Source organism: Marivivens niveibacter (assembly GCF_002150005.2).
GTDB lineage: Bacteria > Pseudomonadota > Alphaproteobacteria > Rhodobacterales > Rhodobacteraceae > Marivivens > Marivivens niveibacter.
Genome location: NZ_MSPP01000001.1, coordinates 1036769 through 1061202, shown reverse-complemented (window position 1 = coordinate 1061202; position 24434 = coordinate 1036769). Strand labels below are relative to the sequence as shown.

Below are 24434 nucleotides of genomic sequence, written 5' to 3'. Positions count from 1 at the left end.
GGTTAACGGATGGTAACCAGTCTCAATACTTGCTTTTGCGGACGTGTTGCGATTAAACCGCCGTCAATTTGATCCAACTGACACGGACCCATGATCGCCCTAAATGAAAAGCTGTCTGTCCGTCTTGCGGAAACTGAATCTGATATTCGTGCGGCGCAACGTCTGCGGTATGACGTGTTTATCGAAGAGTTGGGCGCAAAAGGTGCGAATGTCGATCATGAAAACCGATTGGAAACAGATCGCTTTGATGCGCATTTCGACCATCTGCTGTTGAGAGATCAAAGTCGCCAGAGCGACGATCAGGTTGTCGGCGTCTATCGTTTGTTGCGTTCTGATCAGGCCGCAAAAACCGGCGGGTTTTATTCTGAAACCGAATACGATCTAACACCGCTGAAGTCCTCTGGCCGGCCATTGCTAGAATTGGGTCGGTCATGTTTGCACGCCGACTATCGCGGCGGGCAGGGTATGTATCTGTTGTGGAATGCGCTGGCGGACTATGTAACGGAACACAGCATTGAGGTTTTGTTCGGCGTCGCTTCTTTCCACGGCACGGATGTAGCACCGATTTGGCCTAGTATTTCGTATCTGCATCACAACCATCTGGCGCCCGACGATTTGCGCGTAGCGTCAAAAAGCAAGCCGGACAGGACCTACATACCGCCCGACGACATCAACCGTTTGCAGGCGATGAAAAACACACCATCCTTGATCAAAGCCTATCTGAAAATGGGCGGATTTATTGGTGAAGGTGTGTATATCGATAGGGCTTTCAACACGACAGATGTGTGTTTGATCCTTGACACCAAACGGATGAGCGAAAGCCAGAAAAGGCTGTATTTCAAGGGTCGTAGCGCATGAACATGATGTGGGATCCCGACATGCCGCCGCCGTCCATCGAACGCGGGCCATTCGGCTACGTAAAGGCACTGTTTCGTGCAATCGGCATGTTGGTGGTTATCTTGTTGGGCTTGTGCGTTTTTCTACCACTTCGGCTGATAGAGATGCCGATTTTTGGCGCGGCACGGCCAATGTCGCCTTATGTGACGCAGTTTGTGTGCCGCAATACCCTGCGTATTGTGGGGATTAAATACTCGGTCAAAGGCCAGCCGATGAAAACATCTGGGGCCGTTGTGGCGAACCACGCAAGTTGGTTGGATATTTTCGTGCTCAACGCCCGCAAACGTATTTATTTCGTTGCCAAATCCGAAGTCGCTGGTTGGGCTGGTATTGGGTTTCTGGCGCGTATCACGGGTACGGTTTTCATCAAACGTGATCGCAAGGAAGCGTCAAACCAGATCAACGTATTTCGTGATCGTTTGGCGTTGGGTCATAAATTGTTGTTTTTCCCAGAAGGTACATCAACAGATGGTCGGCGAGTTTTGCTATTTAAACCAACACTTTTTGCGGCGTTCCTAACGCCAGAAATTCGTGATGAAATGAAGATTCAGCCTGTTTCCATCGTTTATCAGGCAGGCCCGAACATGGCGCCGCGCCAGTATGGATGGTGGGGTGATATGGCGTTTGGAACGCACTTGATTGCGACTTTGGCGGCTAGGCGTCAGGGGCGCGTGACGGTTGTGTACCATCCAGCCGTTAACGCATCGGACTACACCGACCGCAAGGTTCTCGCACGCGATTTGGAAAATACGGTACGATCATCTCTCGAAGAATTCGGCGTGTTGGACGAATAAAGCGCCCCGCAGGGCGCTTTTCGTTAAACCTTAATTGCGTCGGTTAGTGACTTGAGCGCTGCAACTGGATCGTCTTGGCGCCAGATTTCGTCGCCAATGCCAAAGAAATCGGTAAAGGGCGACAGTTGGCCGATCAATTCAGGCGTTAGCGCACCTTCGGCGACCACGGGGACTTCGATCATCTGCGACCACCATTGGAACAAATCCAGCGGCGCCTTTTCGCCCGTACCCAGTGGCGTATCACCAACGGGGCCAAAGCTGATGTAATCTGCGCCGACTTCACCAGCGGTCATGCCGTCATGGCTCGAATTGCCGCAGAAAGCGCCGACGATCGCGTCTTCGCCCAGTTCCTTGCGGGTTTTCATAACCGAGCGGGATGCATCGGTCAGGTGGACGCCGTCCAAACCCAGACGTTCAACCAGCATCAGGTGCGTATCGATCACCAGCGCCACATCGCGTTCGTGGGTCACAGCACGTAGTGCATCGGCAGCGCGGGAAATGCGGTCTTCGTCGCGCGTGGCAAGGCTGAGCCGCACACATGCGATTTCAGTGCTGTCCAACACTTTGCCCAGCTGATCGGGAAAGGTCGACAATTCGAAATCGGTCGGAGTGATGAGATATAGCTGCGGGAGTTCGGCTGCGTCGGTCATCATGGGCCTCAAATAACGGTTTTGCGGTGATATAACGGTGATCGCGCGCCACGGAAAGGGGCAATGCCGCTTGCCAGCCAAAGGGGTGCATCGTATGACCCCGCAAACGCTGAAAAAGGATACGCCATGCCGACCGGAGCGCCCCAACCCAGTTTCGTCCTAATCCGCCCGCAAATGGGTGAAAACATCGGTGCTGCGGCACGGGGGATGTGGAATTTCGGGTTGGACCGTATGCGCATCACGTCGCCGCGCGATGGCTGGCCGAACCAAAAGGCCGTTGCGATGGCTTCTGGCGCTGGTCGTTTGCTGGACGAAGCACAGCTATACGACAGCACCGCCGCGGCGGTTGAAGATTGCACCTATGTCTACGCGACCACGGCCCGTCCGCGCGGATTGACCAAACCGGTACTATCGCCCGAGGCTGCGATGTCGGACGCTGCCGAACGGATCGCACGCGGTGAAAAGGTCGCCGTGATGTTCGGACCAGAACGGGCAGGGATGGAGAATGAAGACATCGCGTTGGCCAATGCGATCATCAACGTGCCTGTGAATCCTGAATTTTCGTCGCTGAACCTTGCGCAATGCGTGCTGCTGACCAGCTATGAGTGGCGCCGCGCGTCGGCTGACATCGTGCATGAACGCATGGATGCCGAACAGGATATCGCGACCCAAGCCGAAGTTGAAAAATTGGCCGAACATTACGAGGGCGCATTGGACACCGCTGGTTTCTTTTTCCCCGAAGAAAAAGCCGCCAACATGAAGGTAAACCTGCGCAACTTATGGAGCCGTATGCCGCTAACCCAACATGACGTGCGGATACTGCACGGGGTGATGCGTCAGATGGTCCGATGGAAGGAACGCGGCTAACCCTTGCCCATACGGGGCCCGCGACTTAGGTTCCCAGCCAAATACTGATGGAGAGACCGATGGCGCAAACTCCGCGCAAATTGTTCGAAGAGGTCGGGGACACCCCGAAACAAACCGCAGCACCTGGTCAGATCGATGCGAAAAATCGCGGCGCTCGTGGTGCGATCCGTATTTGGCTGATGGTGATCTTTGCGCTGGTCGCATCGATGATCGTTGTGGGCGGTTTGACGCGCCTGACCGACAGCGGCCTGTCAATCACCGAATGGAACCCCGTGATGGGGGCCGTTCCGCCGATGAACGACGCGGATTGGGCGGTTGAGTTTGAAAAATATCAGGCGATCCCTGAATATCAGTTGCAAAATCAGGGCATGACCCTGACCGAATTCAAATTCATCTTTTGGTGGGAATGGGGTCACCGCCAGTTGGGCCGCGTGATCGGTCTGGTCTGGGCCGTTGGTTTCTTTGGCTTTTGGGCTGCAAGTAAAATCCCAACGGGTTGGACAAAACGATTGTTCCTATTGGGCGTTTTGGGCGGTCTGCAAGGCGCGATTGGTTGGTGGATGGTCCATTCGGGCCTGAATGAAACGGCACAAGAAATCGGCCGCACCGATGTGGCATCCTATCGTCTGGCGACCCATTTGGGGCTGGCGTTTGTGATCCTTGGATTCACGGCGTGGTACGTTTTCCTGTTGGGCCGTCCTGAATCCGCACTGATGCAAGCCCGCCGTGACAGCAACCGCAAACTGTTTGGCATGTCCACGGGTCTGATGCATTTCGGGTTCTTGCAGATCGTTCTGGGCGCTTTGGTCGCCGGTATCGACGCGGGCCGTGCGTTCCCAACTTGGCCGCTGATGGGCGACAGCTTTTTCCCACCAGATCCGTTTCTGATCGAACCTCTATGGCGCAATTTCTTTGAGGACGCAGGTCTAGTCCAGTTCATCCACCGCATGTCGGGGTATTTGCTGCTGATCTTTGGTTTCGTTGTTTGGAACCGCGGCCGCAAATCGTCCAATGGCAAAACGCGCACCGCGTTCCACGCTGTTATGGCGATGCTGTTGATCCAGATGGTTTTGGGCATCATGACGGCGCTGTATTCCGCACAGCTGCATGTTGCGATTACTCACCAGATTGGTGCGATTGTGATGTGGGTGCTAATCCTGCGCGCGCGTTACCTGTCGCAATATCCATTGCCGCAATCGATCCGAGGAAACTGATATGACCGCCTATGACGACCTGCTCGCCTTTGTTCGTGACACCCAAGCGTTAGGCGAAATTGCCGGTCGTCTGGGCTGGGATCAGGAAACCATGATGCCTTCGGGCGCTGGTGATCAGCGCGCCGAAGAATTCGCAGCAATTGAATCAGTCCTGCATGCCCGCCGGACCGATCCGCGCATCGGGGAATGGTTAGAAACGGCGCAGGCTCCTGATGAAATGGGCGAGGCCGTTTTGCGCCACGTTCGCCGCAGCTATGACCGCGCCAACAAAATTCCTGCGAAATTGGCGACGGATCTGGCAAAGCTGACATCAAAATCCCAAGGCATCTGGGCAGCCGCCCGTGCCGATAATGATTTTGCCGCCTTTGCCCCGACATTGGCCGAGGTTCTGCGCCTGAAACGCGAAGAGGGCGCTGCACTGGCCGCTGGCGGCGATATCTATGACGCGATGTTGGATGATTACGAACCGGGCGCCAAAGCGTCTGATCTGACGGCAATGTTCGACGCCATGCGCCCGCGTTTGGTGGCATTGCGCGAAGCCGTTCTGGCCCAGCCAGAATCAAAAGCAGTTCAGGGCCAGTTCGACGAAGATCAGCAAATGAAACTGTCACAGTTGTTGGCCGAAACTTTTGGCTATGACATGAACCGTGGCCGAATTGATAAGGCGGTTCATCCGTTCAGTTCTGGTTCGGGCAATGATGTGCGCATCACAACGCGCACAGCGGCGGACGATCCTTTCAACTGTTTCTATTCGACCATCCACGAAGTTGGCCACGCCTGCTACGAACAGAACATCGATCAGGCGTATCTGCTGACCCCGCTAGGGTCTGGCGTTTCGATGGGCGTCCATGAAAGCCAAAGCCGTATCTACGAAAACCAGCTGGGCCGTAGCCGTCCGTTCACGGGTTGGCTGTTTGGTAAAATGCGCGACGCCTTTGGTGATTTCGGGATCGCGACCGAAGACGAATTTTATGCCGCCGTGAACTGCGTTCAAAATGGCTACATCCGCACGGAATCGGACGAATTGCAGTACAATTTACACGTCCTGTTGCGCTACGATCTGGAACGCGCGCTGCTGACGGGCGATCTAGAGGTCGCCGATCTGGAAACCGCGTGGAACGATCGGTTTGCGGCTGATTTCGGGTTCTCTGTTGATAACCCTGCAAATGGCGTGTTGCAGGATGTGCATTGGTCGCTGGGTCTGATGGGGTATTTCCCGACCTATAGTCTGGGCAATGTCTACGCGGGCAACCTGTATTCGGCCTTGCGTGACGCCCAGCCAAATCTGGATGATGATCTGGCCAACGGCGATCTGTCTAATGCTACAGGATGGCTCCGCGATAATTTACAGACCCACGGCGGCCTGTATGAACCGCGCGATACAATCAAACGCGCCTGCGGGTTTGATCCATCCGAGGAACCGCTCTTGGATTACCTTGAGGCAAAGTTCAAAGACATCTACGGTTTGTGACCCTACGGCCTATCTGTTTTTCGCGGATAGGCCGTTGTCATTTTTGCGCCTGTGATCCAACGTTTACGCGGGAGGATACAGGATGACATTTGCACTGGATGCTGATGCGTTAAACGCGTTTTTGCAGGATGATTTTTGGCAAGTCAAAGACACGCTAATAATCGAAGAGGTGACCGACGAAGGCGTGATCGTCCGTCTAAAACCGACAGAAGAACATTTGCGGCCCGGCGCTACAGTTTCAGGTCCGACGATGTTCATGTTGGCAGATTGCGCCGTTTATTTTGCAATCTTATCACGGATCGGGATGAAGCCGCTGACCGTTACGACCAATGCATCCATTGATTATATGCGCAAACCTGCGGCGAACGCTGATTTGCTGTGTCACGTAAGATTGCTGAAAATTGGACGCGTCTTGGCGGTCGGGGATTGTTTGATCTATTCAGACGGAAAGTCTGAGCCCGTCGCCACAGCGAGGATGACCTATTCTATTCCGCCAGAATGAAAAAAGGCGGGGAACACGTCCCCGCCAGGTACAGGAAGAGCCGGGGATATCAGGCCCTCCAAAAGTATTTCGCAGCTTCGGTTTGCGCTTGATCGCGGGTCAAACCGACATCGAATAGAAGATGATCGGGCATATTTCGCAGCGCCTTTCGGGTGCTGCGTCGTGTGGCCCATGTGTCCATCTTGACCGCGACTGCAATCATTCCGCGCGAAACAACAAAGGTTGGCGCAGGGATCGTGATCGTTTGCGGGATGGTCGTGTTCACATAGGTCATGGGATAAGCCCTTTACTTGTATCGGTACAATCGGATAGTGTATCCGTAAATATTCGATACAATCATGTGCATATTCTGTCGAGGAATACATTGTTATGGGTACAATTTGGTTGCCAAATCTGGAACAATCCAGCGGTCCGAAATATCGCGCGCTAGAAACCGCAATCAAAAAAGCCATACATGACGGTACTTTAGCGCCAGGAACGCGCCTTCCGCCCGTTCGTGAATTGGGGTGGGAGGCAAATGTAACCCCAGGCACCGTTGCGCGGGCGTACAAATCACTGGTCGACTCTGGTGTACTAGAGGCTGCCGTAGGTCGCGGTACATTTGTACCAGAACGATTGCGTCCTATCGAAAGACCCACGGTAGACCCCGGCGCTACTTTGCTTAGCCCGCGACTGCCTGACATGGGGCAGGGTGACCTTATTCGGCAGGGGTTCGTTGAATATTCCCAATCAGCATCCGCCGAAGCGTTATTGCGTTACCCACGCCGTGAATTTCATGCCCCAGCGCACCAGACGTTCGCAAAATTTCACTCTGATGCACCGATCGGTCCGTTCACCGCTGATGATGTGGTGATTACGCATGGCGGACAGAATGCGATCATCATGATCTTGCAGACAGTGTTACGGGGCACTGCGCCTGTCGTTATGATTGATGATCTGACCTATTCGGGCTTTAGGCGTGCGGCTGAATTGTGCCGTGCCAAGGTAGTGAGTGTTGCTTGGGACGATGATGGGCCCGATACGGCCGAATTCGAACGGTTAATACGTGAAGAGGGCGTTCAGGCCTATTGTACCTCTGCCGATGTGATCAATCCCACTGCACAAAGCGCAACATTGGAACGCCGCAAAGAAATTGCAGAGATTGCGCAGCGATACAATATCCATGTCATTGACGACGATTGTTACCGAAACGGCCCGCACGAAGGGCCAAGTTATCGTCAGCTTTTGCCAGAACTGGGATGGTACACCACCTCGCCTTCGAAATCTGTCAGCGCAGCATTGCGCATCGGGTTTGTTGTAGCACCAAAAGGGTGGGTGAATACCTTGATCCGCACCGCGACCTTTAACAGCTTTGGTGTGCCAGTGGCGATTACAGCTGTTTACACTTACGTCCACAGCCATCCTGAATTGCCCGGTATTCTGTCTGCTGCGCGGGCGCATATGAACGGATTGCTGAACAAAGCGGTGGATCGGTTAAAGCGCTATAATATCAGATGGCGCCCCAATGTGCCGTTCATCTGGCTGGAATTGCCCTATGGTTGGCGCAGCGGAGAGTTCTGCCAAACCGCCGAAGCGCAAGGTGTCTACCTGAAATCATCCGAAGAATTCGGCCTGCGTCATAGTCAAACGGTCCATGCGGTGCGCATTGCGCTGAACGGAGAGATAGGTCAGGCCGCGTTTAACGAGGCTTTGGATAAGATCTGCTATATTTTGGATCATCCCCCTGAACAAATCACTGTATAAATGTGGGGTATTATTTTACCATATTTTTAAGTAATTGTTTTTGCTTAATTTTTCAGGTGATAATTCTGTTGACTGTGTTTTGGGACACTATATAACCCGCCCATCGAATGAAACGGGGGAAAACCCCGCCAACCAGTCATGGTGTGATATGAAAACCTTTTCTGCTACTCCAGCAGACATCGAAAAAAAATGGATCCTGATCGACGCCGAAGGCATCGTTCTGGGGCGTTTGGCTTCGATCGTCGCTACACGCTTGCGCGGTAAGCACAAGCCATCCTTCACCCCCCACATGGACATGGGTGACAACGTTATCGTTATCAACGCTGACAAAATTCAGCTGACCGGTAACAAGCGTGAAAAACCAAACTACTGGCACACTGGCCACCCAGGCGGCATCAAATCCCGCACCACTGGTCAGATCCTGGAAGGCGCGCACCCAGAGCGCGTTGTAACTCAGGCTGTCAAACGCATGCTGCCAGGCAACCGCCTGTCCCGCAAGCAAATGACCAACCTGCGCGTCTTTGCTGGTGCTGAGCACGGCATGGAAGCCCAGAAGCCCGAAGTTCTGGATGTTGCATCCAAGAACAAGAAAAATACGAGGGTCTAATCGATGGCTGATCAAATCAACTCGCTAGAAGAGCTGGGCGCAGCAGCCGGTGAAACCGTTGTTGAAGTCGCAGCACCACGTGAACCAGTACGTGACTCGCTGGGTCGTTCGTACGCAACCGGTAAACGTAAAGACGCTGTTGCACGCGTTTGGGTTAAACCAGGTTCGGGCAAAGTCACCGTTAACGGCAAAGACATGTCCGCATACTTTGCACGTCCGGTTCTGCAGCTGATCGTAAAACAGCCAGCACAAATCGCAGGCGTTGAAGGTCAGTTCGACGTGATGGCAACCGTAAAAGGCGGCGGTCTGTCGGGCCAAGCTGGCGCTGTAAAGCACGGCATCTCGAAAGCTCTGCAGCTGTACGATCCATCGCTGCGCGCTGCACTGAAAGCAGCAGGCTTCCTGACCCGCGACAGCCGTGTTGTTGAACGTAAGAAATACGGTAAGCGCAAAGCTCGTCGTTCGTTCCAGTTCTCGAAGCGTTAATCTTCGATTACTTTTCAAATACGAAAAGGGCTCGCTTTTGCGGGCCCTTTTTGCTTTGGTTTTGGCATGTACCAGCCTGAACACTTTAAACAAATTGATTCATCAGCCATTGATGACCTTATCTCGGCGCATCCGTTGGCTGCGGTGACCTATGTGGTCGACACGGCACCCAACGCTGATCACATCCCCTTATTGCGTGTCGGTAATGACATGATGGGGCATATCGCGTTGAACAACGATATGCATCGATTGTTGGAAAATGGCGCGCGCGTTTTGGCGATTTTTCGGGCGGAAAATGCCTATGTCTCGCCTAATTGGTATCCATCCAAACCGGAACATCACAAAGTCGTTCCGACATGGAATTACGATGTCGTTCACGTTCATGGAGCCATCCATTTTGATCATAGCGAAAAGTCAAAACGCGCGGTGGTTGGTCGTATGACCAAGCATTTCGAAGCTCCGGATGGATGGCGTATGGCTGATGCACCAAGTGATTATATGGACGGCATGATCGCCAATATTGTTGCTATCCGGATCGAAATCGATCGGATTGAGGCGAAATCCAAACTAAGCCAAAACAAAGAACAGCGCGATATATTGGGTGCCGCGCAGGCCATCGAAGATAACGGTGACGCCCAGTTGGCTGATAAGATGCGTCTCTATTCGGACGTGGGTTCAAAATAGGTGACACCGACCGCAGCTGCACGGGCAAGCGTTGGGTCTAAAGACATCGGAATGTATTCGCCACGACGCCACAATTCGCCCATATCATCGTAGTAGCGCGACAAAGGATGCCCCGATTGACCTGTGGAAATGATGAATACAGAACTATCAGGGTCGGCCAGATCATAGACCCCGCGATAGCCTGCGGCATGGACATTCGTAAACGGGGCGTTTTCGTCGCCTGATGTTAGTCCGCGCATCAAAGTGTGGTCGCCGCCAGATGTGGATTGCTGGATGTTAACGATCCACTTTAGCAGCGGCGCATCATGTAAAACTGGATGAGTATGCACGGCATTATGCGCATCGCCCCACCGCAGCGACTCCAGCGCAGGACCATAGGTTTCTTCGATCCAGATGATCGCTTCGTCCAGCGATTGACGCGCGATATCGACACAGGTTTCCACCGCAGCTGACTGGATAATATCGCACCACGCTGCCGCCCCGCCGATATCGCGGTAAACGCGTTCGATAAACAGAGGGTCAACATGTGTCAGTCGATCGGCAGTGATGCCCAATTCGTCGCGGATAAGGCGATCCTGTAACGCGCGCATCCAAGCCGCATAGATCAACGGTTCGGGAAGGTGTTCGTTCATTTCGCCGTTCCAAGACGCTAGCATCTCTAGCGCATGTTGTCGCTGACGTTGCGGCGTGCCTTCGGGTGCAGGATCACCAGTGAACCACAGCTCTGACCCAACCAACGGAAGCAGAGACCGTGCCGCGTAGCTGACGGTATCTAGCTGGGCTTCGATAAAGCTTTCTCTGGTATGAACTTCGCGGGCTTGCATCAGGCGTTGCCAGCGATAAATGCGCTGGCTGTCACCCCAGACGTAGGACACGTGGTCGGGGAAAACATCAGTTGTGGTTTTGTTGTTGGTGTTTCCTAGAATGCCGCCTTCGGGATCAACGATTTGCGGTGCATCGGTGTAGGCGCGCACGCCTTGCCATTGATTTTCAGGCAAGTACCCAAATGACGGCATGCGGCCTTGGCTAACGTGGGCAGCATCGCGAACGGGCAGGGCGCCAGCCAGTTTCATTCCCAGCCCATTTCGGTCCGCAATCATGAGGTTGACGGCTGGCGCAATAATAGGCTCTGCTGCGCGGATTGCGGCACGCATATTCGGTGCGCGCATGACGTTTAACCAACCTGCAATTGTCGTGTCCTGATCCGAAAGGCCGGTCCAATTCATTGTGACAACGTGGCCAGCGGGACGAACCGCGGCTAACCCGAATTGATCGGGCGGCAGAACGGGGCCGTTTTCTGTCCATAGCAATTTCAAGGTGATGGCGGGTGCATCTTTGATGCGGATGATACTGTCTCTGGTACGGAAAGCGGCCGTACCTTCGGCGGTGCGATAACGTCCCGCGGTTTGCGATACTTGTTCCAGATATAGGTCCATATCATCGACCCAAGCGGTCGTTGCACCCCATCCTAATACCGCGCTACGACCTGACATGATGACTGGAATGCCCGGCATTGTGGCGCCAATAATTCCGCCTGATTGTAATTCTAGCCTTGCCAGATACCATTGGGTCGGTGCGGTCAGCAGGTTGTGGGGATCATTTGCCAACAATGTCGAACCGGTCGTCGAACGGTTTGGGCCCGCCGCCCAGGCGTTTGAGGCACCCGCCACGCCGGGGCCGCCAATTGGGTCAATGATTTCAGCGAATTGGTTCGACGGCAGGTTCGGCACTAATACCGCATAGGATGGCAAATCGACGATACTTTGCCCAGGAACATCTGGCAGAATATCGCGGAGACGGTCATCAGGCAAAAGGCGCGAAATATCAGCCCGTAAGACTTCGGCCTGTAAGTGGCCGCTAGAGCGCAACGCATGCAGTTTCATCAGGGCGATACTATCACCGGGTTGCCAAGGCGCGATTGGCTGATTGAATAGCCACATTTCGGGCGCACCGCGACCTCGGACGCCGTTGTTCACCTCGTCAAACCAAGCGTTGATGCCGTCACTGTAAGCATTCAAAACTGACATGGTATAATCGTCTTGAGCATCGACAGAGGCGAGCGACAGATTATACAAATCCAATCGCCGCATCAGGACGTCCGACGGTAAATAGGCTTGGCCGAATAGCTCTGCCATCCGTCCTTGCGCTGTGCGGCGAGCGGTGAGCATCTGCCACATCCGATCCTGCGCATGGGCAAAACCCAAAGCAAAAAACACGTCCTGATCTGTTTCACCAAAAATATGCGGCACGTTCGAATTGTCGCGCACGATTTCTATGGGTGCCGAAATCTCTGCTGCTTGAATGCGTTCGTCGTAATCAGGCAGTGAACGGGATGCGAAATAATAGGCCAAAAAGGTCGCGGCGATAATCAACCCAAACAGGATTGTCGCAACATAAAGCATCCATCGAAATAGATTGAGCATTCCGGCCCCTTTGGCAGCATTCCTTGGCTGGTTGAACAGTCAACACTCGCCAGATAAACATGGTGAATATTCTGACACGCGCACAGGAACAAGTCCGAACCTTATCTTTGGTGTGGCTGGCAACCCTTTGCCTACAAAGAAAAACGGGGCCTTATGGGCCCCGTTCAGTGTTTAGTTTTCTGGTAGCAACCCGCGCGGGTTAAACCGCAATACCAACAGCAGGATCAGCCCCATGGTGAACAGACGCATGTGAGGCGCTGCCTCGGCCATGCGAACGGCAAACCAGTTCGTCGGATCCAATCCCGCTGTGGTCACCTGCGCCAGCCATTGGCCCATTGGTTCAACCTTGACCCACAGCCACCAGATCAGGAAACCGCCCAAGACTGAGCCTAGGTTGTTACCCGAACCGCCAACGATCACCATCACCCAAATCAGGAATGTAAAACGCAGCGGGTGATAGCTGTTTGGTGTCAACTGACCATCCAGCGTTGTCATCATCGCACCTGCGATACCGCAAACGGCCGATCCAAGGATAAAGATTTCCAAATGGCGGCGGGTAACGTTTTTACCCATCGCGCGCGCGGCAGTTTCGTTATCGCGGATCGCGCGCATCATGCGGCCCCACGGGCTGTGACGTGCCAACTGTGACAGAACCAGAATGAACACGAGGACAGCGGTGAACATCAGCGCATAGCCGATTTTCACGTATAGGGTCGACGCCGTCACCGGATCCATGCCCCATTCAGCGGCCTTGTTCACGAAGTCCGCGCTTTGCTGTAGGTCGATTTCATACGGCACAGGGCGTGGCAGGCCGTTGACGTTGTTTGCGCCGCGAGCCAGCCATTCTTCGTTCTTTAGGATGGCGACGATGATTTCGGCAATGCCCAACGTTGCAATCGCCAGATAGTCCGACCGCAGACCCAATGCCGTTTTCCCGATGATCCACGCAGCGCCAGCTGCTAGCAGACCGCCAACAGGCCAAGCCAGCACAACAGGCAGACCTAGACCGCCCAGATAGCCCGAAACGGATGGATCGATCGCCTCGACTGCGTCAACGCCGCCGTCAAAGATCGTGCGATAGGCGGCAAAGCCGATGACCAGCATGACCACAGTTGCGATTGCGCGATTGCGGCCTTCGGGCATTTTTTTGCGCAGGTAGATGGTGCCGACCAAAAACGCCACACCAACCGCCAAGCCTAGGAAAATGCGCGGACCGCCAGCGGCCCAGGTTTCCGGAACAGGAGCCATTGAGGTAACGACAACGGCCAAACCGCCTAACGCGACAAACCCCATGATGCCTGTGTTGAACAGGCCCGCGTAGCCCCATTGCAGGTTCACGCCCAAAGCCATGATCGCAGACACCAGCGCCATGTTCAAAATCACCAACGAGGTGTTCCAAGAGCCGGAAAAGACCCAAGCGTTGGTGCTGCCTTCGATGATAAACAGCGCCGCCATAATGGCGAAAAAGATGGATGCACGTACAGTTTGGGTCATACCGATTGCCCCTTGAACAGACCGGTTGGTTTGAACAGCAATACGATAACTAGGATCGCAAAGCTGACGGCGAATTTATATTCGGTGGACATCAATTGCATCAGGCTCGATGGTTCGAGGTTTTCTGGCATCAGATAGGTCAGCACCTTTTTCCAGACGTGGGTGATCATGACCTCGGAAAAGGACACGACGAACCCGCCGACGATTGCGCCCAATGGGTTGCCCAAACCGCCGACGATCGCGGCGGCAAAGGTTGGCAGCAACAGTTGGAAATAGACGTATGGCTGATAGCCTTTGTCCAGACCATACAGAACACCTGCGGTCGTGGTCAGTAGCGCCACGATGACCCAAGTCACAATCACAACGCGGTTAGGGTTAATACCCGAAAGCAGCGCCAGATCTTCGTTGTCCGAAAACGCGCGCATGGATTTACCCGTACGGGTTTTGTTCAGGAACCAGAACAGCCACGCCACGATGATCACCGCAACCACGACGGTCAAAACCTGAGTTGTCCGCAGGCCCAAAGGTTCGGCTAGGCCTGTCATCTCTTTGAAATCGCGGGCTTTGATAATGAAGCGTTCGCCATCCGCGAAAGAGATATTTTTCACGCCAGCCAGAAAACGGACAAAACCGTTCATCATCAGCATGACGCCCAAAGACGCCATAACAAAGATGATGGGTACAGCGCGTTTAGCGCGGTAAAAACGATACACCGCGAAATCTGTGCCGACCAATAACGCGGCCGTCACAACCACGGCAAAGGGCAGTGCGAGTAGCGCAGTTGGCAGCGGGCCCAGCGAAATGCCCCACGACTGGAAAACCGACGTGATGCCGATGGTCACAATCGTACCAAATGCCATCGTGTCACCATGGGCAAAGTTCGAAAAACGCAGGATCGAATAGATCAGCGTCACACCCAGCGCACCCAGCGCCAATTGCGCGCCATAGGTGGTTGCCGGAATGATCAAAAGGTTGGTGATATTCACCAGAGCGTTAAGAAAATCCATCTTAACCTCCCAAGAATGAACGGCGGACTTCGGGGTCTGCCAATAGCTCTTTGCCGGTGCCTGTGTGGGCGTTGGCGCCCTGCACCAGAACATAGGCTCGATCCGCAATTTCCAGCGCCTGTTTGGCGTTCTGTTCAACCATCAGGATCGGGATGCCTGTGCGGCTTACCTCGATGATGCGGTCAAACAGTTCGTCCATCACAACGGGCGATACGCCAGCGGTAGGTTCATCCAACAGCAGAACCTTTGGCTGGGTCATCAGCGCACGGCCAACGGCGACCTGCTGGCGCTGACCGCCGGACAATTCGCCAGCGGCCTGATTGCGTTTGTCGCGCAGGATCGGGAACAGGTCATAGATCTGTTCAATCGTGCTGCGGAAATCATCGGTACGGATGTAAGCGCCCATTTCCAGATTTTCCTCGACCGTCATGGACGGGAAAATGTTGCGGACTTGGGGGACGAAACCCATACCTTTGATGACGCGTTCTTGCGGGGACAGGTTGGTGATGTCTTCGCCGTCCAAACGGACGGAGCCGGACCGCACGTTCAACATGCCAAAGGTCGCTTTCATCGCGGTCGATTTACCGGCGCCATTCGGGCCGACGATCACAGCGATTTCGCCGGGGTTCACGGCGATGGTACAGTTATGCAGGATGTCGGGGCCGCGGCCGTAACCGCCGGTCATATTATCCCCGATCAGGAAAGGTTCGGTCATGCGCCCACCTTGTCTTTGTTCTTTAGGCCAGTGCCTAGATAGGCCTCGATCACCTGTTCGTTGGCTTTGATTTCAGCCAGGCTACCTTCGGCCAGAACCTTGCCCTCGGCCATACAAATGACGGGGCCACAGATTTTGCCGATGAAATCCATATCGTGTTCGATAACGACGAAGGTGTATCCGCGTTCTTTGTTCAGCTGCAGGATCGCGTCGCCGATGGTCATCAGAAGGGTACGGTTCACGCCAGCACCGACCTCGTCCAAGAACACGATCTTGGCGTCGACCATCATGGTGCGACCCAGTTCCAGTAGCTTTTTCTGACCGCCAGACAGGTTGCCTGCTTTTTCGTCCGCCAGATGGCTGATCGTCAGGAATTCCAGAACTTCGTCCGCTTTGGCACGCAACGCGCGTTCTTCGTCAGCGATACGTTTGCGGCCGAACCATGTGTTCCACAGGCTTTCGCCTGATTGACCTGCTGGCACCATCATCAGGTTTTCGCGGCATGTCATCGAATGGAATTCATGTGCGATCTGGAACGTGCGAAGCAATCCTTTGCCGAACAGTTCATGCGGCGGCAGGCCGGTGATGTCTTCGCCATCCATCGTGACGCGACCAGATGTTGGTTCAAGTACGCCTGCTATCACGTTGAAAAGAGTGGTTTTTCCTGCGCCGTTAGGCCCAATTAACCCAGTGATCGATCCCTTCTCGATCTCTAGGCTGGCACCGTCCACAGCGTGGAAGCCGCCAAAATGTTTATGGAGGTTGTCTACGACAATCATTTCAATCCCCAGCGACGCTTTACGCGTTCATCTTATGGAAAACGGCGCGGAGGTTTGCCCCCGCGCCGTGAAATCATCCCTACGGACGATTAGCGATATTCGACGGTGACCATTTCGCCACCCGACATTTCGATTACGCGGTACGAACCAGCAGCTTCGCCGCCGTTCACCAGTTCAACGCCAGTTGCGCCAACCAGATCGACGTCGCCGCCTTCGGCCAGAATATCCAGCGCTTTGCCCAGTTCGCCTGGCATGATTGGCTCACCTGGTGCGTTTGCAACGGCTTCTACGAATTCTTTGTAGACGTTTGGATCGGTCGAACCAGCGGCCTGCATTGCCAACATGATCAGAGCTGCAGCGTCGTAGGATTCCGATGCATAGGTGCCTTCACCGTTGAATGCGTCGCCAGCCAGCATGACGAATTCGCCGTAGCCTGGGTTGTCCGAACCTGGTGCCTGACCGAACGATCCGTCGATTTCGTCACCAAACGTACCGCCCAGTGCGTCACCGATCATGCCGTCTGGGAAATGGAAGGTGTCGAATGCGCCAGCGTCCAGTGCTGCGCGAACGATGTCGCCGCCGCCTTGGTCAACGTAGCCTGCAACAACCAGACGGTCGCCGCCTGCACCGGAAAGAGCTGCAACTTCAGCCGAGTAATCGCCTTTACCAACTTCGTGCGAAGCAGAAATGGTCACGGTGCCGCCGATTTCGGTGTAGGCAGCTTCGAATGCGTCAGCCAGACCCTTACCGTAGTCAGAGTTGATGTAGGTCACAGCAACCGACTCAACGCCTTGGGACATAAGCAGCTCGGCCATGACAACGCCCTGACGTGCGTCCGATGGTGCGGTGCGGAAGAACAGGCCGTTATCTTCGACGGTCGACAGACCTGGCGACGTCGCGGATGGCGAAACCATGACCATGCCGTTTGGCACAGCAACGTTCGACAGGATTGCGCCGGTCACGCCCGAACAGTCAGCGCCAAAGATACCTGCAACGCCTTCGGCGATCAGTTCTTCGGCTGCGGTTGTTGCAGCAGCTGCGTCAACACAGGTCGAGTCCTTGCGAACTGGTGTAACAGCCATGCCGCCCAGCAGGTTGCCTGCTTCGGTGACTTCGGACATTGCCAGTTCAGCGCCAGCTGCCATGTCTGGGGTCAGCGATTCAATCGGGCCGGTAAAGCCCAGAATCACGCCCAGCTTAACTTCGGACCCGTGACCTTCGGCGGAGGCTGCACCAGCAACCAGAGCGGTGGCCGCAGTGGCCAGAAGAAGTTTTTTCATTTTTAGACTCCCTATCGGATGTTGTTATCCTGCCTACACGCTAAGTTGACCTTTTGGAAAAGTGAAGCGGTCAATCGCAAGTAAAAAGCCCGCAAAAGGTAAATTTTGCAGGCCAAAACACTGAACACACTGAGGAGTCATGGAAAACGGCAGTTCAGCGTGTGAAAGCGACATTATTCTTTGCGGCCGTGTGCGCCACGTTCGCGATACGGTGTCGTTTCATAATGCGCACGATAGCATTTGGAAAAATGCGACGGCGACGTGAAACCGCAGGCCAACGCGACGTTAATCACGCTCATGTCTGTCTGCATCAACAGGTTGCGCGCTTTTTGGAGGCGCAGCTCCATGTAGTACCGCTTTGGCGACCGCGCGAGGTAACGGCGGAACAGGCGTTCCAACTGACGTGTCGACATGCCCACATCTTTGGCCAGCGTGGCGGGGCTAATCGGTTCTTCGATGTTCTTTTCCATCATCTGAATGACGCTGGACAGTTTGGGGTGGCGGACACCGATACGGCTTGGGATCGATAGGCGCTGCGTGTCACGATCCGTACGAATGGACGAATAAATCAGCTGATCCGCGACAGCATTCGCCAATTCTTCGCCGTGATCATCCGCGATCAGCTTTAGCATCAAATCTAACGACGACGTGCCGCCAGCTGCGGTCATAACGTTACCGTCGACCACGAAAACCGATTTGGTCAGCAAAACTTCTTCGAAATCTTCGGCAAAGCTATCTTGGTTTTCCCAGTGAATCGTGGCGCGTTTACCGTCTAGTAGGCCTGCTTTGGCCAGCGCGTAACTCGCGGTGCATAGTCCGCCAATGGTAACGCCGCGACGTGATTCTTTGCGGAGCCAATTCAGCACGCGTTTCGTCGTGGATTTTTGAACATCGACACCGCCGCACAGCAATAGTGTGTCATCGCGGCCCAAGTCAGTTAAATCCATGTTCAGTTTGAATTCTGTTCCATTGGAACAGGTAACAAATTCGCCGCCATCACCTGCTGTTGCCCAATCATACAGCTTTTTGCCCGACATACGGTTTGCAATGCGAAGGCATTCCACCGCACCAGCGAAAGACAAAAGGGTAAAATTTTCCAACAGAACAAAGACAAACCGCCGGGCTTTGCCGGTTGTTTCTACGTCGACGATTTGAATGTCGCTTTCCATCGTGGCCTCATCGCTTCGGTGAATGAGCGACCTGAACATTTTTTTTCAAAATGACGCAAGAGGGGATGTTTAAAGAAATTGCTATAGGTTTCACCGAACGCCCTAAGTTTAGGCAAAAACCGTTTTTGCATTGCCCCAATCGAGGCAAAATATATAAACGGCCACTGATACCGCTAAAATCGATTATCGCGGATCGCTAAAAAAGAGACATTTTTACGGAGCAAGACAATGACCGAGTGGCAAAAATCTGACTGGCGCCAAAAGCCCCGAGTTCAGATGCCCGACTATACGGATGGGGCAAAGCTGAACGCTGTAGAAGCGAAGCTGTCCAGCTATCCGCCCTTGGTCTTTGCTGGCGAAGCCCGCAAGCTAAAGGCAAAACTGGCGGCTGTTTCGCGTGGCGAAGCGTTCTTGCTTCAGGGTGGTGACTGCGCAGAGAGCTTTGGCGAATTCAGCGCGGACAACATCCGCGACACGTTCAAAGTTATGCTGCAGATGGCTATGGTGCTGACTTACGGTGCCAAAGTGCCTGTGGTCAAAGTTGGGCGGATGGCTGGCCAGATGGCGAAACCACGTTCGGCACCAACCGAAACCGTGAACGGCGTTGAACTGCCCAGCTACCGTGGTGACATCATCAACGGTTTCGATTTCACGCCAGAGGATCGCATTCCTGATCCTGACCGTATGCTTCAGGCGTACACTCAGGCAGCTGCGACACTGAACCTGCTGCGTGCGTTTTCGACCGGTGGTTACGCTGATCTGCACAAGGTTCATTCGTGGACTTTGGGTTTCGTAGAAAGCCCAGAGGCAGAACGTTACCGCGAACTGGCCAACCGCATCAGCGACACGTTGGATTTCATGAACGCAGCAGGCATGCGTGACGAAGCTGCGCACGCAATGCAGACCGTTGATTTCTACACCAGCCACGAAGCGCTGCTGCTCGAATACGAAGAAGCACTGTGCCGCATGGATTCGACCTCGGGCAAATGGCTGGCAGGTTCGGGTCACATGATCTGGATCGGCGACCGTACCCGTCAGCCTGATGGCGCGCACGTCGAATTCTGCAAAGGCGTGATCAACCCGATCGGTCTGAAATGTGGTCCTTCGATGACCTCTGGCCACCTGAAATCGCTGATGCAGTCGCTGAACCCGAACAACGAAGAGGGTCGTTTGACCCTGATCGCACGCTTCGGTGCGGGCAGCGTAGGTGAACACCTGCCACGCCTGATCAAAGCTGTTCAGGAAGAAGGCGCAAACGTGACGTGGACCTGTGACCCAATGCACGGCAACACGATCAAATCGACCTCGGGCTACAAAACCCGTCCGTTCGATAGCGTTCTGCGCGAAGTGCGTGAATTCTTTGCTGTTCACAACGCCGAAGGTTCCGTACCAGGCGGCGTGCATTTCGAAATGACCGGCAAAGACGTGACCGAATGCACCGGCGGCGTACGCGCTGTGACAGACGAAGACCTGTCCAGCCGTTACCACACCGCTTGCGACCCACGTTTGAATGCGTCGCAATCGCTTGAACTGGCGTTCTTGGTTGCCGAAGAGCTGTCGGCGCGTCGCGAAAAACTGGCGAACGTTGCAAACGGCTAATTAGCTGTTGTTGATAATTAAACGAAGGGCTGGCCGTTGTGCCGGCCCTTTTGTTTTTATGGGCGCATCATTGGTCCAGACAACGCGATCAACAGTTTGAGCGCGATGGTCTGCAATATGAAATTTTGGGCTGCGCACGTAAGGTGGCGTATCAGTAATCATTGCGCCCATAACGCGGGTCGGTAACCCATTATGACCCGCCAAAGGCAGCAAAATCATCTTGCCGTGAATTTTTGCCGCTGGCCCGCGGTTCGCGAATAACGTCAGACGTTTGATCGCTGGGCCATCAAAACAGTCATTGATGATCTGGGCGAGTTCCGCGCGGCTATCATTGTGGAAAAAGCACGACAACGGCATGCCGCGTGTTTCCATCAGCATCATTTCGTTCACTTTTTGGCCGCTGACCCGAAATCGCGCCGCGCCTTTGGTAACGCGTTCCAAAATAAACGAATATGGTAATGCAACGTCCAAACGTGCTGGATCAAATGTCGCCCGATTAGGCAGTCCGCCTAGACCGCGCATATCGTTCCAATATGCCTCGATATCTGCAATGACATCGTGACTGGTGTTGATCTGATCGAAATGAATGACATCCATAACCGTCTCCATCATAAACTACCGCCAATTTAACTTAACTGGTCGTACAGATCAGTTAGCAAATGATGAACTGGTTAAAGGGTTAATGCCAAAGCCTTGATACGTTTGGCATATACGCTTAATCACCATGGCAGATGGAGGACCGATACTTGATCCAGTCGATGACCGCTTTTGCCAGCCGTACCAGCCAGATTGATGGTGCGAATTGGGTTTGGGATATCCGCAGCGTGAACGCGCGCGGTATTGATGTCCGTGTTCGTGTTCCTGACGGGTTTTCCGCGTTGGAACAGATTATTCGCCAGCGGATCGCGAAAACCTGTGCGCGGGGAAATATATCGCTGACGTTGCGGATGACAGCGGACAATACTCAAGGCGCGGTTGAGGTCGATCAGGATATGTTGGCCCGCGTTATTGCCGCCAGTGCGGTCGCGCGTGCGCAAGCCGAAGCCGCCGGCATTCAAATTTCGCCGCCTACAGCGCTGGATTTTTTGAATGTCAAAGGCGTCATGGTTCCGCGCCAAGATAAAGCAGAGGATACGGATAAGATCATCGCCGCATTGACGCATGAATTGGACGGTCTGCTGAATGATTTTGCGCAGATGCGCAAAACAGAAGGTACGGCGCTGCATTCCGTTCTAACAGATCAGTTGTCGACTATTGAGGCGCTGGTTGATCAGGCCGCAAAGACGGCGGATGAACGGCAGCCGCATATGGCGGCATCGCTAAAATCTGCTTTGTCCCGTGTTATGTCGGACGTCGACGCGGTGGATCCCGACCGGCTGGCTCAAGAACTTGCATTGATTGCGGTTAAACAAGACGTCACCGAAGAAATTGATCGATTGCGTGCCCATGTGGACGCAGCGCGATTGCTGGTGAACGATCTTGCGCCTTCGGGGCGGAAACTGGATTTTCTGGCCCAAGAATTTAACCGCGAGGCAAACACTTTGTGTTCCAAATCGCAGTTCCGCGAATTGACGGCTGTTGGTCTAGACCTTAAGGCCGCGATCGAACAGATGCGCGAACAAATCCAGAATGTGGAGTAAACCATGACCGAAATGCGCCGCCGTGGCCTGCTGATTATTCTTTCGTCGCCGTCTGGCGCAGGTAAATCGTCATTGGCCAAACGTCTGATGGCATGGGACCCGTCGCTGAAATTTTCCGTGTCCGCGACAACGCGCCAGCCACGCCCGGGCGAGGTGGATGGCGTTGATTACTATTTCAAATCCCACGAAGAATTTGAAAAACTGATCGCAGATGGAGGTATGTTGGAACATGCCGAGGTTTTCGGGAACTATTATGGCAGCCCGCAAGGCCCGATTGACGAAGCCATCGCCGAAGGCCGCGATACGATTTTCGATATCGACTGGCAGGGCGGTCAGCAAATCCGTCGGTCTAAACTGGCCCAAGACGTCGTTTCGATTTTCATCCTGCCGCCCTCCATCGCTGATTTGGAATCGCGTCTACGTGGGCGTGCGCAAGATAGCGATGAAGTTATCGAAAAACGCATGTCACAAAGCCGAAATGAAATCAGCCATTGGGCCGAATATGACTATGTCATCGTCAATCGCGATTTGGACAAAGCCGAAGAAGAGCTTAAGACTATTCTGACCGCAGAACGCGCCCGCGCATCGCGTCAGCCACAACTGACCGAATTTGTGCGTGGCCTGAACAAGGAATTCGAAGACAGATGATTTACGAACTGGACGGAATTGCACCTGAAATCGCCGATGACGCTTGGGTTGCGCCCGATGCGAATGTAATCGGCAAAATCACCTTGGGTCCGCGCAGTTCCGTCTGGTTTGGTGTCACTCTACGCGGCGATAACGAACGGATTACCATCGGCGAAGGCAGCAACGTCCAAGAATTGACCGCGCTGCACACCGATATGGGGTTTCCGTTGACCGTTGGGAAAAACTGCACCATCGGCCACAAAGCGATGCTGCATGGCTGCACCATTGGCGACAACACTTTGGTCGGCATGGGCGCGCAGGTGATGAACGGCGCCAAGGTCGGCAAAAACTGTCTGATCGGGGCAGGGGCTTTGATTACCGAAGGCAAGGAAATCCCTGACGGATCGTTGGTCATGGGCGCACCCGGCAAAGTCGTGCGCCAGTTGGATGACGCTGCGATCGCTAAACTGGAAAATTCCGCGCTGAATTATCAGGCAAATGCCGCACGGTTCCGTGATGGTCTAAAGGCGCTTTAGGTTTTGTCGCAGGACTGTCACAGTATGTGTGAATAGTCTGACGACTAACTTATTAAAACGGCGCATCCAAAATGAATACCCCGATTGAACCGGCCGATTTGGTCAATGCATTCCCACTGACGGCTGTGTTGATCGGGCCGAACGAACGTATTTTAGCCGCCAACCAGCTCGCCAAGGATTTGTTCAGTTCTGAATGTGTGGGCCAGCATTTCATCAACGTGTTGCGACAACCCAACGTCTTAGACGCGATTGAGGCTGTAATTGTGCGCGGTCAGCACATCGAAACACGGTATCTGGGGCGCGATGGTGGCCGCGATACGACATACCGTGTGAATGCGGCCCCCGTTGCTGCGCCAAATGGCCCTGCCGTTTTGTTGACTTTCGAAGATCTGACCGACATCGAAGAAGCCGGAAAGATGCGCCGTGATTTCGTCGCGAACGTCAGTCACGAACTGAAGACGCCGCTGACTGCACTAATGGGGTTCGTGGAAACGCTGCGTGGACCAGCGCGGAATGATTCCAAAGCCCAAGATCGTTTCCTAACGATCATGGAGCGTGAAGCATCGCGCATGTCACAACTGGTTCAAGATCTATTGTCGCTTAGCCGTGTCGAAGAACACGAACGCGTCCGACCCACCGAAGAGGTTGATTTGGTCGCGTTGGTCGCTTCCGTCAAACAATCCCTAGAACCCGTCGCAAAATCATCTGATGTCATAATCAATCTGGATGTTCCTGAAACACAGGTTCAAGTGTTGGGCGATTCCAATCAATTGCGTCAGGTGCTGACGAATTTAATCGAAAACGGAATCAAATACGGTGGTGCCGGAAAATCTGTCGATGTTTCGGTTTCGGTTCCGCTGGATCAACCGTTGATACGCGGGAAAGGTGTTACAATTCATGTAACAGATCACGGCGAAGGAATCGCCGAACATCACATTCCGCGCCTGACAGAGCGATTTTATCGTGTTGATTCACACCGTTCGCGCGAAGTTGGCGGAACTGGATTGGGGCTTGCGATTGTAAAACATATAATTAATCGCCACCGGGGTCGTTTGCGGATTCAATCGAAATTGGGTCAAGGCACTGTTTTTTCGGTGATTTTACCCATTTTGGAATAAAGTTTGCATTTGAACCCAGCCCTGTCATAAAACTTTTACAAAAGTGTCACAAAAGCGTGGCGAGAGGCACTTAGGACGGCCCTCGAAGGCTACGGGAAACGCCCAATGCCTATGACTGACAGACTGGAGTTA

General features: G+C 53.9%; 25 protein-coding genes. 15 read left to right on the top strand and 10 right to left on the bottom strand.

The features are described from left to right. Positions 1-90 precede the first annotated feature (90 nt). Both olsB and olsA read left to right on the top strand, forming a co-directional pair. Complete coding sequence (olsB, locus tag BVC71_RS05155) at positions 91-858, top strand: L-ornithine N(alpha)-acyltransferase (protein ID WP_086450512.1); 768 nt, start codon at positions 91-93, stop codon at positions 856-858. Further along, the gene (olsA, locus tag BVC71_RS05150) at positions 855-1691 is read left to right on the top strand and encodes a lyso-ornithine lipid O-acyltransferase (protein ID WP_086450511.1); all 837 of its coding nucleotides are present in this window, start codon (positions 855-857) and stop codon (positions 1689-1691) included. Before olsB ends, olsA begins: the two co-directional genes overlap by 4 nt. A 23-nt stretch (positions 1692-1714) precedes the next feature. Here olsA and BVC71_RS05145 read toward each other — a convergent pair whose 3' ends face one another. Then, on the bottom strand, positions 1715-2341 hold the full coding sequence (locus tag BVC71_RS05145) for a thiamine phosphate synthase (protein WP_086450700.1): 627 nt from the start codon (positions 2339-2341) through the stop codon (positions 1715-1717). Positions 2342-2467: 126 nt separating this feature from the next. Between BVC71_RS05145 and BVC71_RS05140 the strand changes: the two genes are divergently transcribed. From BVC71_RS05140 to BVC71_RS05125, 4 genes are all read left to right on the top strand, one after another. After that, entirely contained in the window at positions 2468-3208 is a 741-nt protein-coding gene (locus tag BVC71_RS05140) for an RNA methyltransferase (RefSeq protein ID WP_086450699.1), read from the top strand. Between the two features lie 59 nt (positions 3209-3267). Continuing rightward, a complete protein-coding gene (gene ctaA / locus BVC71_RS05135; RefSeq protein WP_086450510.1) occupies positions 3268-4422 on the top strand; it encodes a heme A synthase in 1155 nt (384 codons plus the stop codon). A gap of 1 nt (position 4423) precedes the next feature. Continuing rightward, the gene (locus tag BVC71_RS05130; protein ID WP_086450509.1) at positions 4424-5893 is read left to right on the top strand and encodes a carboxypeptidase M32; all 1470 of its coding nucleotides are present in this window, start codon (positions 4424-4426) and stop codon (positions 5891-5893) included. Between the two features lie 82 nt (positions 5894-5975). Further along, complete coding sequence (locus BVC71_RS05125; RefSeq protein WP_086450508.1) at positions 5976-6395, top strand: PaaI family thioesterase; 420 nt, start codon at positions 5976-5978, stop codon at positions 6393-6395. 49 nt (positions 6396-6444) lie between these two features. On the opposite strand, the gene BVC71_RS05120 is transcribed toward BVC71_RS05125, so the two are convergent. Beyond that, a complete protein-coding gene (locus tag BVC71_RS05120) occupies positions 6445-6669 on the bottom strand; it encodes a DUF1127 domain-containing protein (RefSeq protein ID WP_240516781.1) in 225 nt (74 codons plus the stop codon). A gap of 95 nt (positions 6670-6764) precedes the next feature. Between BVC71_RS05120 and BVC71_RS05115 the strand changes: the two genes are divergently transcribed. From BVC71_RS05115 to BVC71_RS05100, 4 genes are all read left to right on the top strand, one after another. After that, positions 6765-8138: an aminotransferase-like domain-containing protein gene (locus tag BVC71_RS05115; RefSeq protein ID WP_086450507.1), complete on the top strand. Its 1374-nt coding sequence runs from the start codon at positions 6765-6767 to the stop codon at positions 8136-8138. Positions 8139-8286: 148 nt separating this feature from the next. Then, positions 8287-8745: a 50S ribosomal protein L13 gene (gene rplM, locus BVC71_RS05110; protein WP_086450697.1), complete on the top strand. Its 459-nt coding sequence runs from the start codon at positions 8287-8289 to the stop codon at positions 8743-8745. A gap of 3 nt (positions 8746-8748) precedes the next feature. Next, positions 8749-9231, top strand: coding sequence for a 30S ribosomal protein S9 (rpsI, locus tag BVC71_RS05105; protein ID WP_086450506.1), 483 nt, complete (start codon positions 8749-8751; stop codon positions 9229-9231). Positions 9232-9297: 66 nt separating this feature from the next. Further along, positions 9298-9915 (top strand): FMN-binding negative transcriptional regulator, encoded by a 618-nt coding sequence (locus tag BVC71_RS05100; RefSeq protein WP_086450505.1) that lies wholly within the window; start codon positions 9298-9300, stop codon positions 9913-9915. On the opposite strand, the gene BVC71_RS05095 is transcribed toward BVC71_RS05100, so the two are convergent. The 7 genes from BVC71_RS05095 to BVC71_RS05065 form a co-directional block, all read right to left on the bottom strand. Beyond that, positions 9891-12338 carry a penicillin acylase family protein gene (locus BVC71_RS05095; protein ID WP_086450504.1) on the bottom strand — a complete coding sequence of 816 codons (2448 nt, stop codon included), beginning with the start codon at positions 12336-12338 and terminating at the stop codon, positions 9891-9893. The two genes, BVC71_RS05100 and BVC71_RS05095, sit on opposite strands and share 25 nt — an antisense overlap. A gap of 171 nt (positions 12339-12509) precedes the next feature. Beyond that, the gene (locus BVC71_RS05090; protein ID WP_086450503.1) at positions 12510-13832 is read right to left on the bottom strand and encodes a branched-chain amino acid ABC transporter permease; all 1323 of its coding nucleotides are present in this window, start codon (positions 13830-13832) and stop codon (positions 12510-12512) included. Further along, a complete protein-coding gene (locus tag BVC71_RS05085; RefSeq protein WP_086450502.1) occupies positions 13829-14839 on the bottom strand; it encodes a branched-chain amino acid ABC transporter permease in 1011 nt (336 codons plus the stop codon). The genes BVC71_RS05090 and BVC71_RS05085 overlap by 4 nt, the downstream gene beginning before the upstream one ends. A gap of 1 nt (position 14840) precedes the next feature. Beyond that, positions 14841-15554: an ABC transporter ATP-binding protein gene (locus tag BVC71_RS05080; protein WP_086450501.1), complete on the bottom strand. Its 714-nt coding sequence runs from the start codon at positions 15552-15554 to the stop codon at positions 14841-14843. Next, on the bottom strand, positions 15551-16333 hold the full coding sequence (locus tag BVC71_RS05075; protein ID WP_086450500.1) for an ABC transporter ATP-binding protein: 783 nt from the start codon (positions 16331-16333) through the stop codon (positions 15551-15553). The genes BVC71_RS05080 and BVC71_RS05075 overlap by 4 nt, the downstream gene beginning before the upstream one ends. A gap of 89 nt (positions 16334-16422) precedes the next feature. Beyond that, positions 16423-17613, bottom strand: coding sequence for an ABC transporter substrate-binding protein (locus BVC71_RS05070; protein ID WP_086450499.1), 1191 nt, complete (start codon positions 17611-17613; stop codon positions 16423-16425). Between the two features lie 173 nt (positions 17614-17786). Continuing rightward, complete coding sequence (locus tag BVC71_RS05065; RefSeq protein WP_086450498.1) at positions 17787-18782, bottom strand: GlxA family transcriptional regulator; 996 nt, start codon at positions 18780-18782, stop codon at positions 17787-17789. 228 nt (positions 18783-19010) lie between these two features. Between BVC71_RS05065 and BVC71_RS05060 the strand changes: the two genes are divergently transcribed. Further along, positions 19011-20381: a class II 3-deoxy-7-phosphoheptulonate synthase gene (locus tag BVC71_RS05060; protein ID WP_086450497.1), complete on the top strand. Its 1371-nt coding sequence runs from the start codon at positions 19011-19013 to the stop codon at positions 20379-20381. Here BVC71_RS05060 and BVC71_RS05055 read toward each other — a convergent pair whose 3' ends face one another. Continuing rightward, entirely contained in the window at positions 20382-20978 is a 597-nt protein-coding gene (locus BVC71_RS05055; protein WP_165767723.1) for a PAS domain-containing protein, read from the bottom strand. A 149-nt stretch (positions 20979-21127) separates the two neighbouring features. Here BVC71_RS05055 and BVC71_RS05050 point away from each other — a divergent pair, with 149 nt between their 5' ends. The 4 genes from BVC71_RS05050 to BVC71_RS05035 all read left to right on the top strand — a co-directional run bounded on the left by BVC71_RS05050 (position 21128) and on the right by BVC71_RS05035 (position 24302). Continuing rightward, positions 21128-22021 carry a YicC/YloC family endoribonuclease gene (locus BVC71_RS05050; RefSeq protein WP_240516780.1) on the top strand — a complete coding sequence of 298 codons (894 nt, stop codon included), beginning with the start codon at positions 21128-21130 and terminating at the stop codon, positions 22019-22021. Between the two features lie 12 nt (positions 22022-22033). Beyond that, positions 22034-22669 (top strand): guanylate kinase, encoded by a 636-nt coding sequence (gene gmk / locus BVC71_RS05045; protein WP_086450695.1) that lies wholly within the window; start codon positions 22034-22036, stop codon positions 22667-22669. After that, a complete protein-coding gene (locus BVC71_RS05040) occupies positions 22666-23184 on the top strand; it encodes a gamma carbonic anhydrase family protein (protein ID WP_086450495.1) in 519 nt (172 codons plus the stop codon). Before gmk ends, BVC71_RS05040 begins: the two co-directional genes overlap by 4 nt. A 71-nt stretch (positions 23185-23255) precedes the next feature. After that, entirely contained in the window at positions 23256-24302 is a 1047-nt protein-coding gene (locus BVC71_RS05035; protein ID WP_086450494.1) for a sensor histidine kinase, read from the top strand. Positions 24303-24434 lie beyond the last annotated feature (132 nt).

Bases quoted from the DNA above. Each gene is read 5' to 3' on its own strand.
- olsB (WP_086450512.1), top strand. From the start codon at position 91: ATGATCGCCCTAAATGAAAAGCTGTCTGTCCGTCTTGCGGAAACTGAA.
- olsA (WP_086450511.1), top strand. From the start codon at position 855: ATGAACATGATGTGGGATCCCGACATGCCGCCGCCGTCCATCGAACGC.
- BVC71_RS05145 (WP_086450700.1), bottom strand. From the start codon at position 2,341: ATGACCGACGCAGCCGAACTCCCGCAGCTATATCTCATCACTCCGACC.
- BVC71_RS05140 (WP_086450699.1), top strand. From the start codon at position 2,468: ATGCCGACCGGAGCGCCCCAACCCAGTTTCGTCCTAATCCGCCCGCAA.
- ctaA (WP_086450510.1), top strand. From the start codon at position 3,268: ATGGCGCAAACTCCGCGCAAATTGTTCGAAGAGGTCGGGGACACCCCG.
- BVC71_RS05130 (WP_086450509.1), top strand. From the start codon at position 4,424: ATGACCGCCTATGACGACCTGCTCGCCTTTGTTCGTGACACCCAAGCG.
- BVC71_RS05125 (WP_086450508.1), top strand. From the start codon at position 5,976: ATGACATTTGCACTGGATGCTGATGCGTTAAACGCGTTTTTGCAGGAT.
- BVC71_RS05120 (WP_240516781.1), bottom strand. From the start codon at position 6,669: ATGACCTATGTGAACACGACCATCCCGCAAACGATCACGATCCCTGCG.
- BVC71_RS05115 (WP_086450507.1), top strand. From the start codon at position 6,765: ATGGGTACAATTTGGTTGCCAAATCTGGAACAATCCAGCGGTCCGAAA.
- rplM (WP_086450697.1), top strand. From the start codon at position 8,287: ATGAAAACCTTTTCTGCTACTCCAGCAGACATCGAAAAAAAATGGATC.
- rpsI (WP_086450506.1), top strand. From the start codon at position 8,749: ATGGCTGATCAAATCAACTCGCTAGAAGAGCTGGGCGCAGCAGCCGGT.
- BVC71_RS05100 (WP_086450505.1), top strand. From the start codon at position 9,298: ATGTACCAGCCTGAACACTTTAAACAAATTGATTCATCAGCCATTGAT.
- BVC71_RS05095 (WP_086450504.1), bottom strand. From the start codon at position 12,338: ATGCTCAATCTATTTCGATGGATGCTTTATGTTGCGACAATCCTGTTT.
- BVC71_RS05090 (WP_086450503.1), bottom strand. From the start codon at position 13,832: ATGACCCAAACTGTACGTGCATCCATCTTTTTCGCCATTATGGCGGCG.
- BVC71_RS05085 (WP_086450502.1), bottom strand. From the start codon at position 14,839: ATGGATTTTCTTAACGCTCTGGTGAATATCACCAACCTTTTGATCATT.
- BVC71_RS05080 (WP_086450501.1), bottom strand. From the start codon at position 15,554: ATGACCGAACCTTTCCTGATCGGGGATAATATGACCGGCGGTTACGGC.
- BVC71_RS05075 (WP_086450500.1), bottom strand. From the start codon at position 16,333: ATGATTGTCGTAGACAACCTCCATAAACATTTTGGCGGCTTCCACGCT.
- BVC71_RS05070 (WP_086450499.1), bottom strand. From the start codon at position 17,613: ATGAAAAAACTTCTTCTGGCCACTGCGGCCACCGCTCTGGTTGCTGGT.
- BVC71_RS05065 (WP_086450498.1), bottom strand. From the start codon at position 18,782: ATGGAAAGCGACATTCAAATCGTCGACGTAGAAACAACCGGCAAAGCC.
- BVC71_RS05060 (WP_086450497.1), top strand. From the start codon at position 19,011: ATGACCGAGTGGCAAAAATCTGACTGGCGCCAAAAGCCCCGAGTTCAG.
- BVC71_RS05055 (WP_165767723.1), bottom strand. From the start codon at position 20,978: ATGGATGTCATTCATTTCGATCAGATCAACACCAGTCACGATGTCATT.
- gmk (WP_086450695.1), top strand. From the start codon at position 22,034: ATGCGCCGCCGTGGCCTGCTGATTATTCTTTCGTCGCCGTCTGGCGCA.
- BVC71_RS05040 (WP_086450495.1), top strand. From the start codon at position 22,666: ATGATTTACGAACTGGACGGAATTGCACCTGAAATCGCCGATGACGCT.
- BVC71_RS05035 (WP_086450494.1), top strand. From the start codon at position 23,256: ATGAATACCCCGATTGAACCGGCCGATTTGGTCAATGCATTCCCACTG.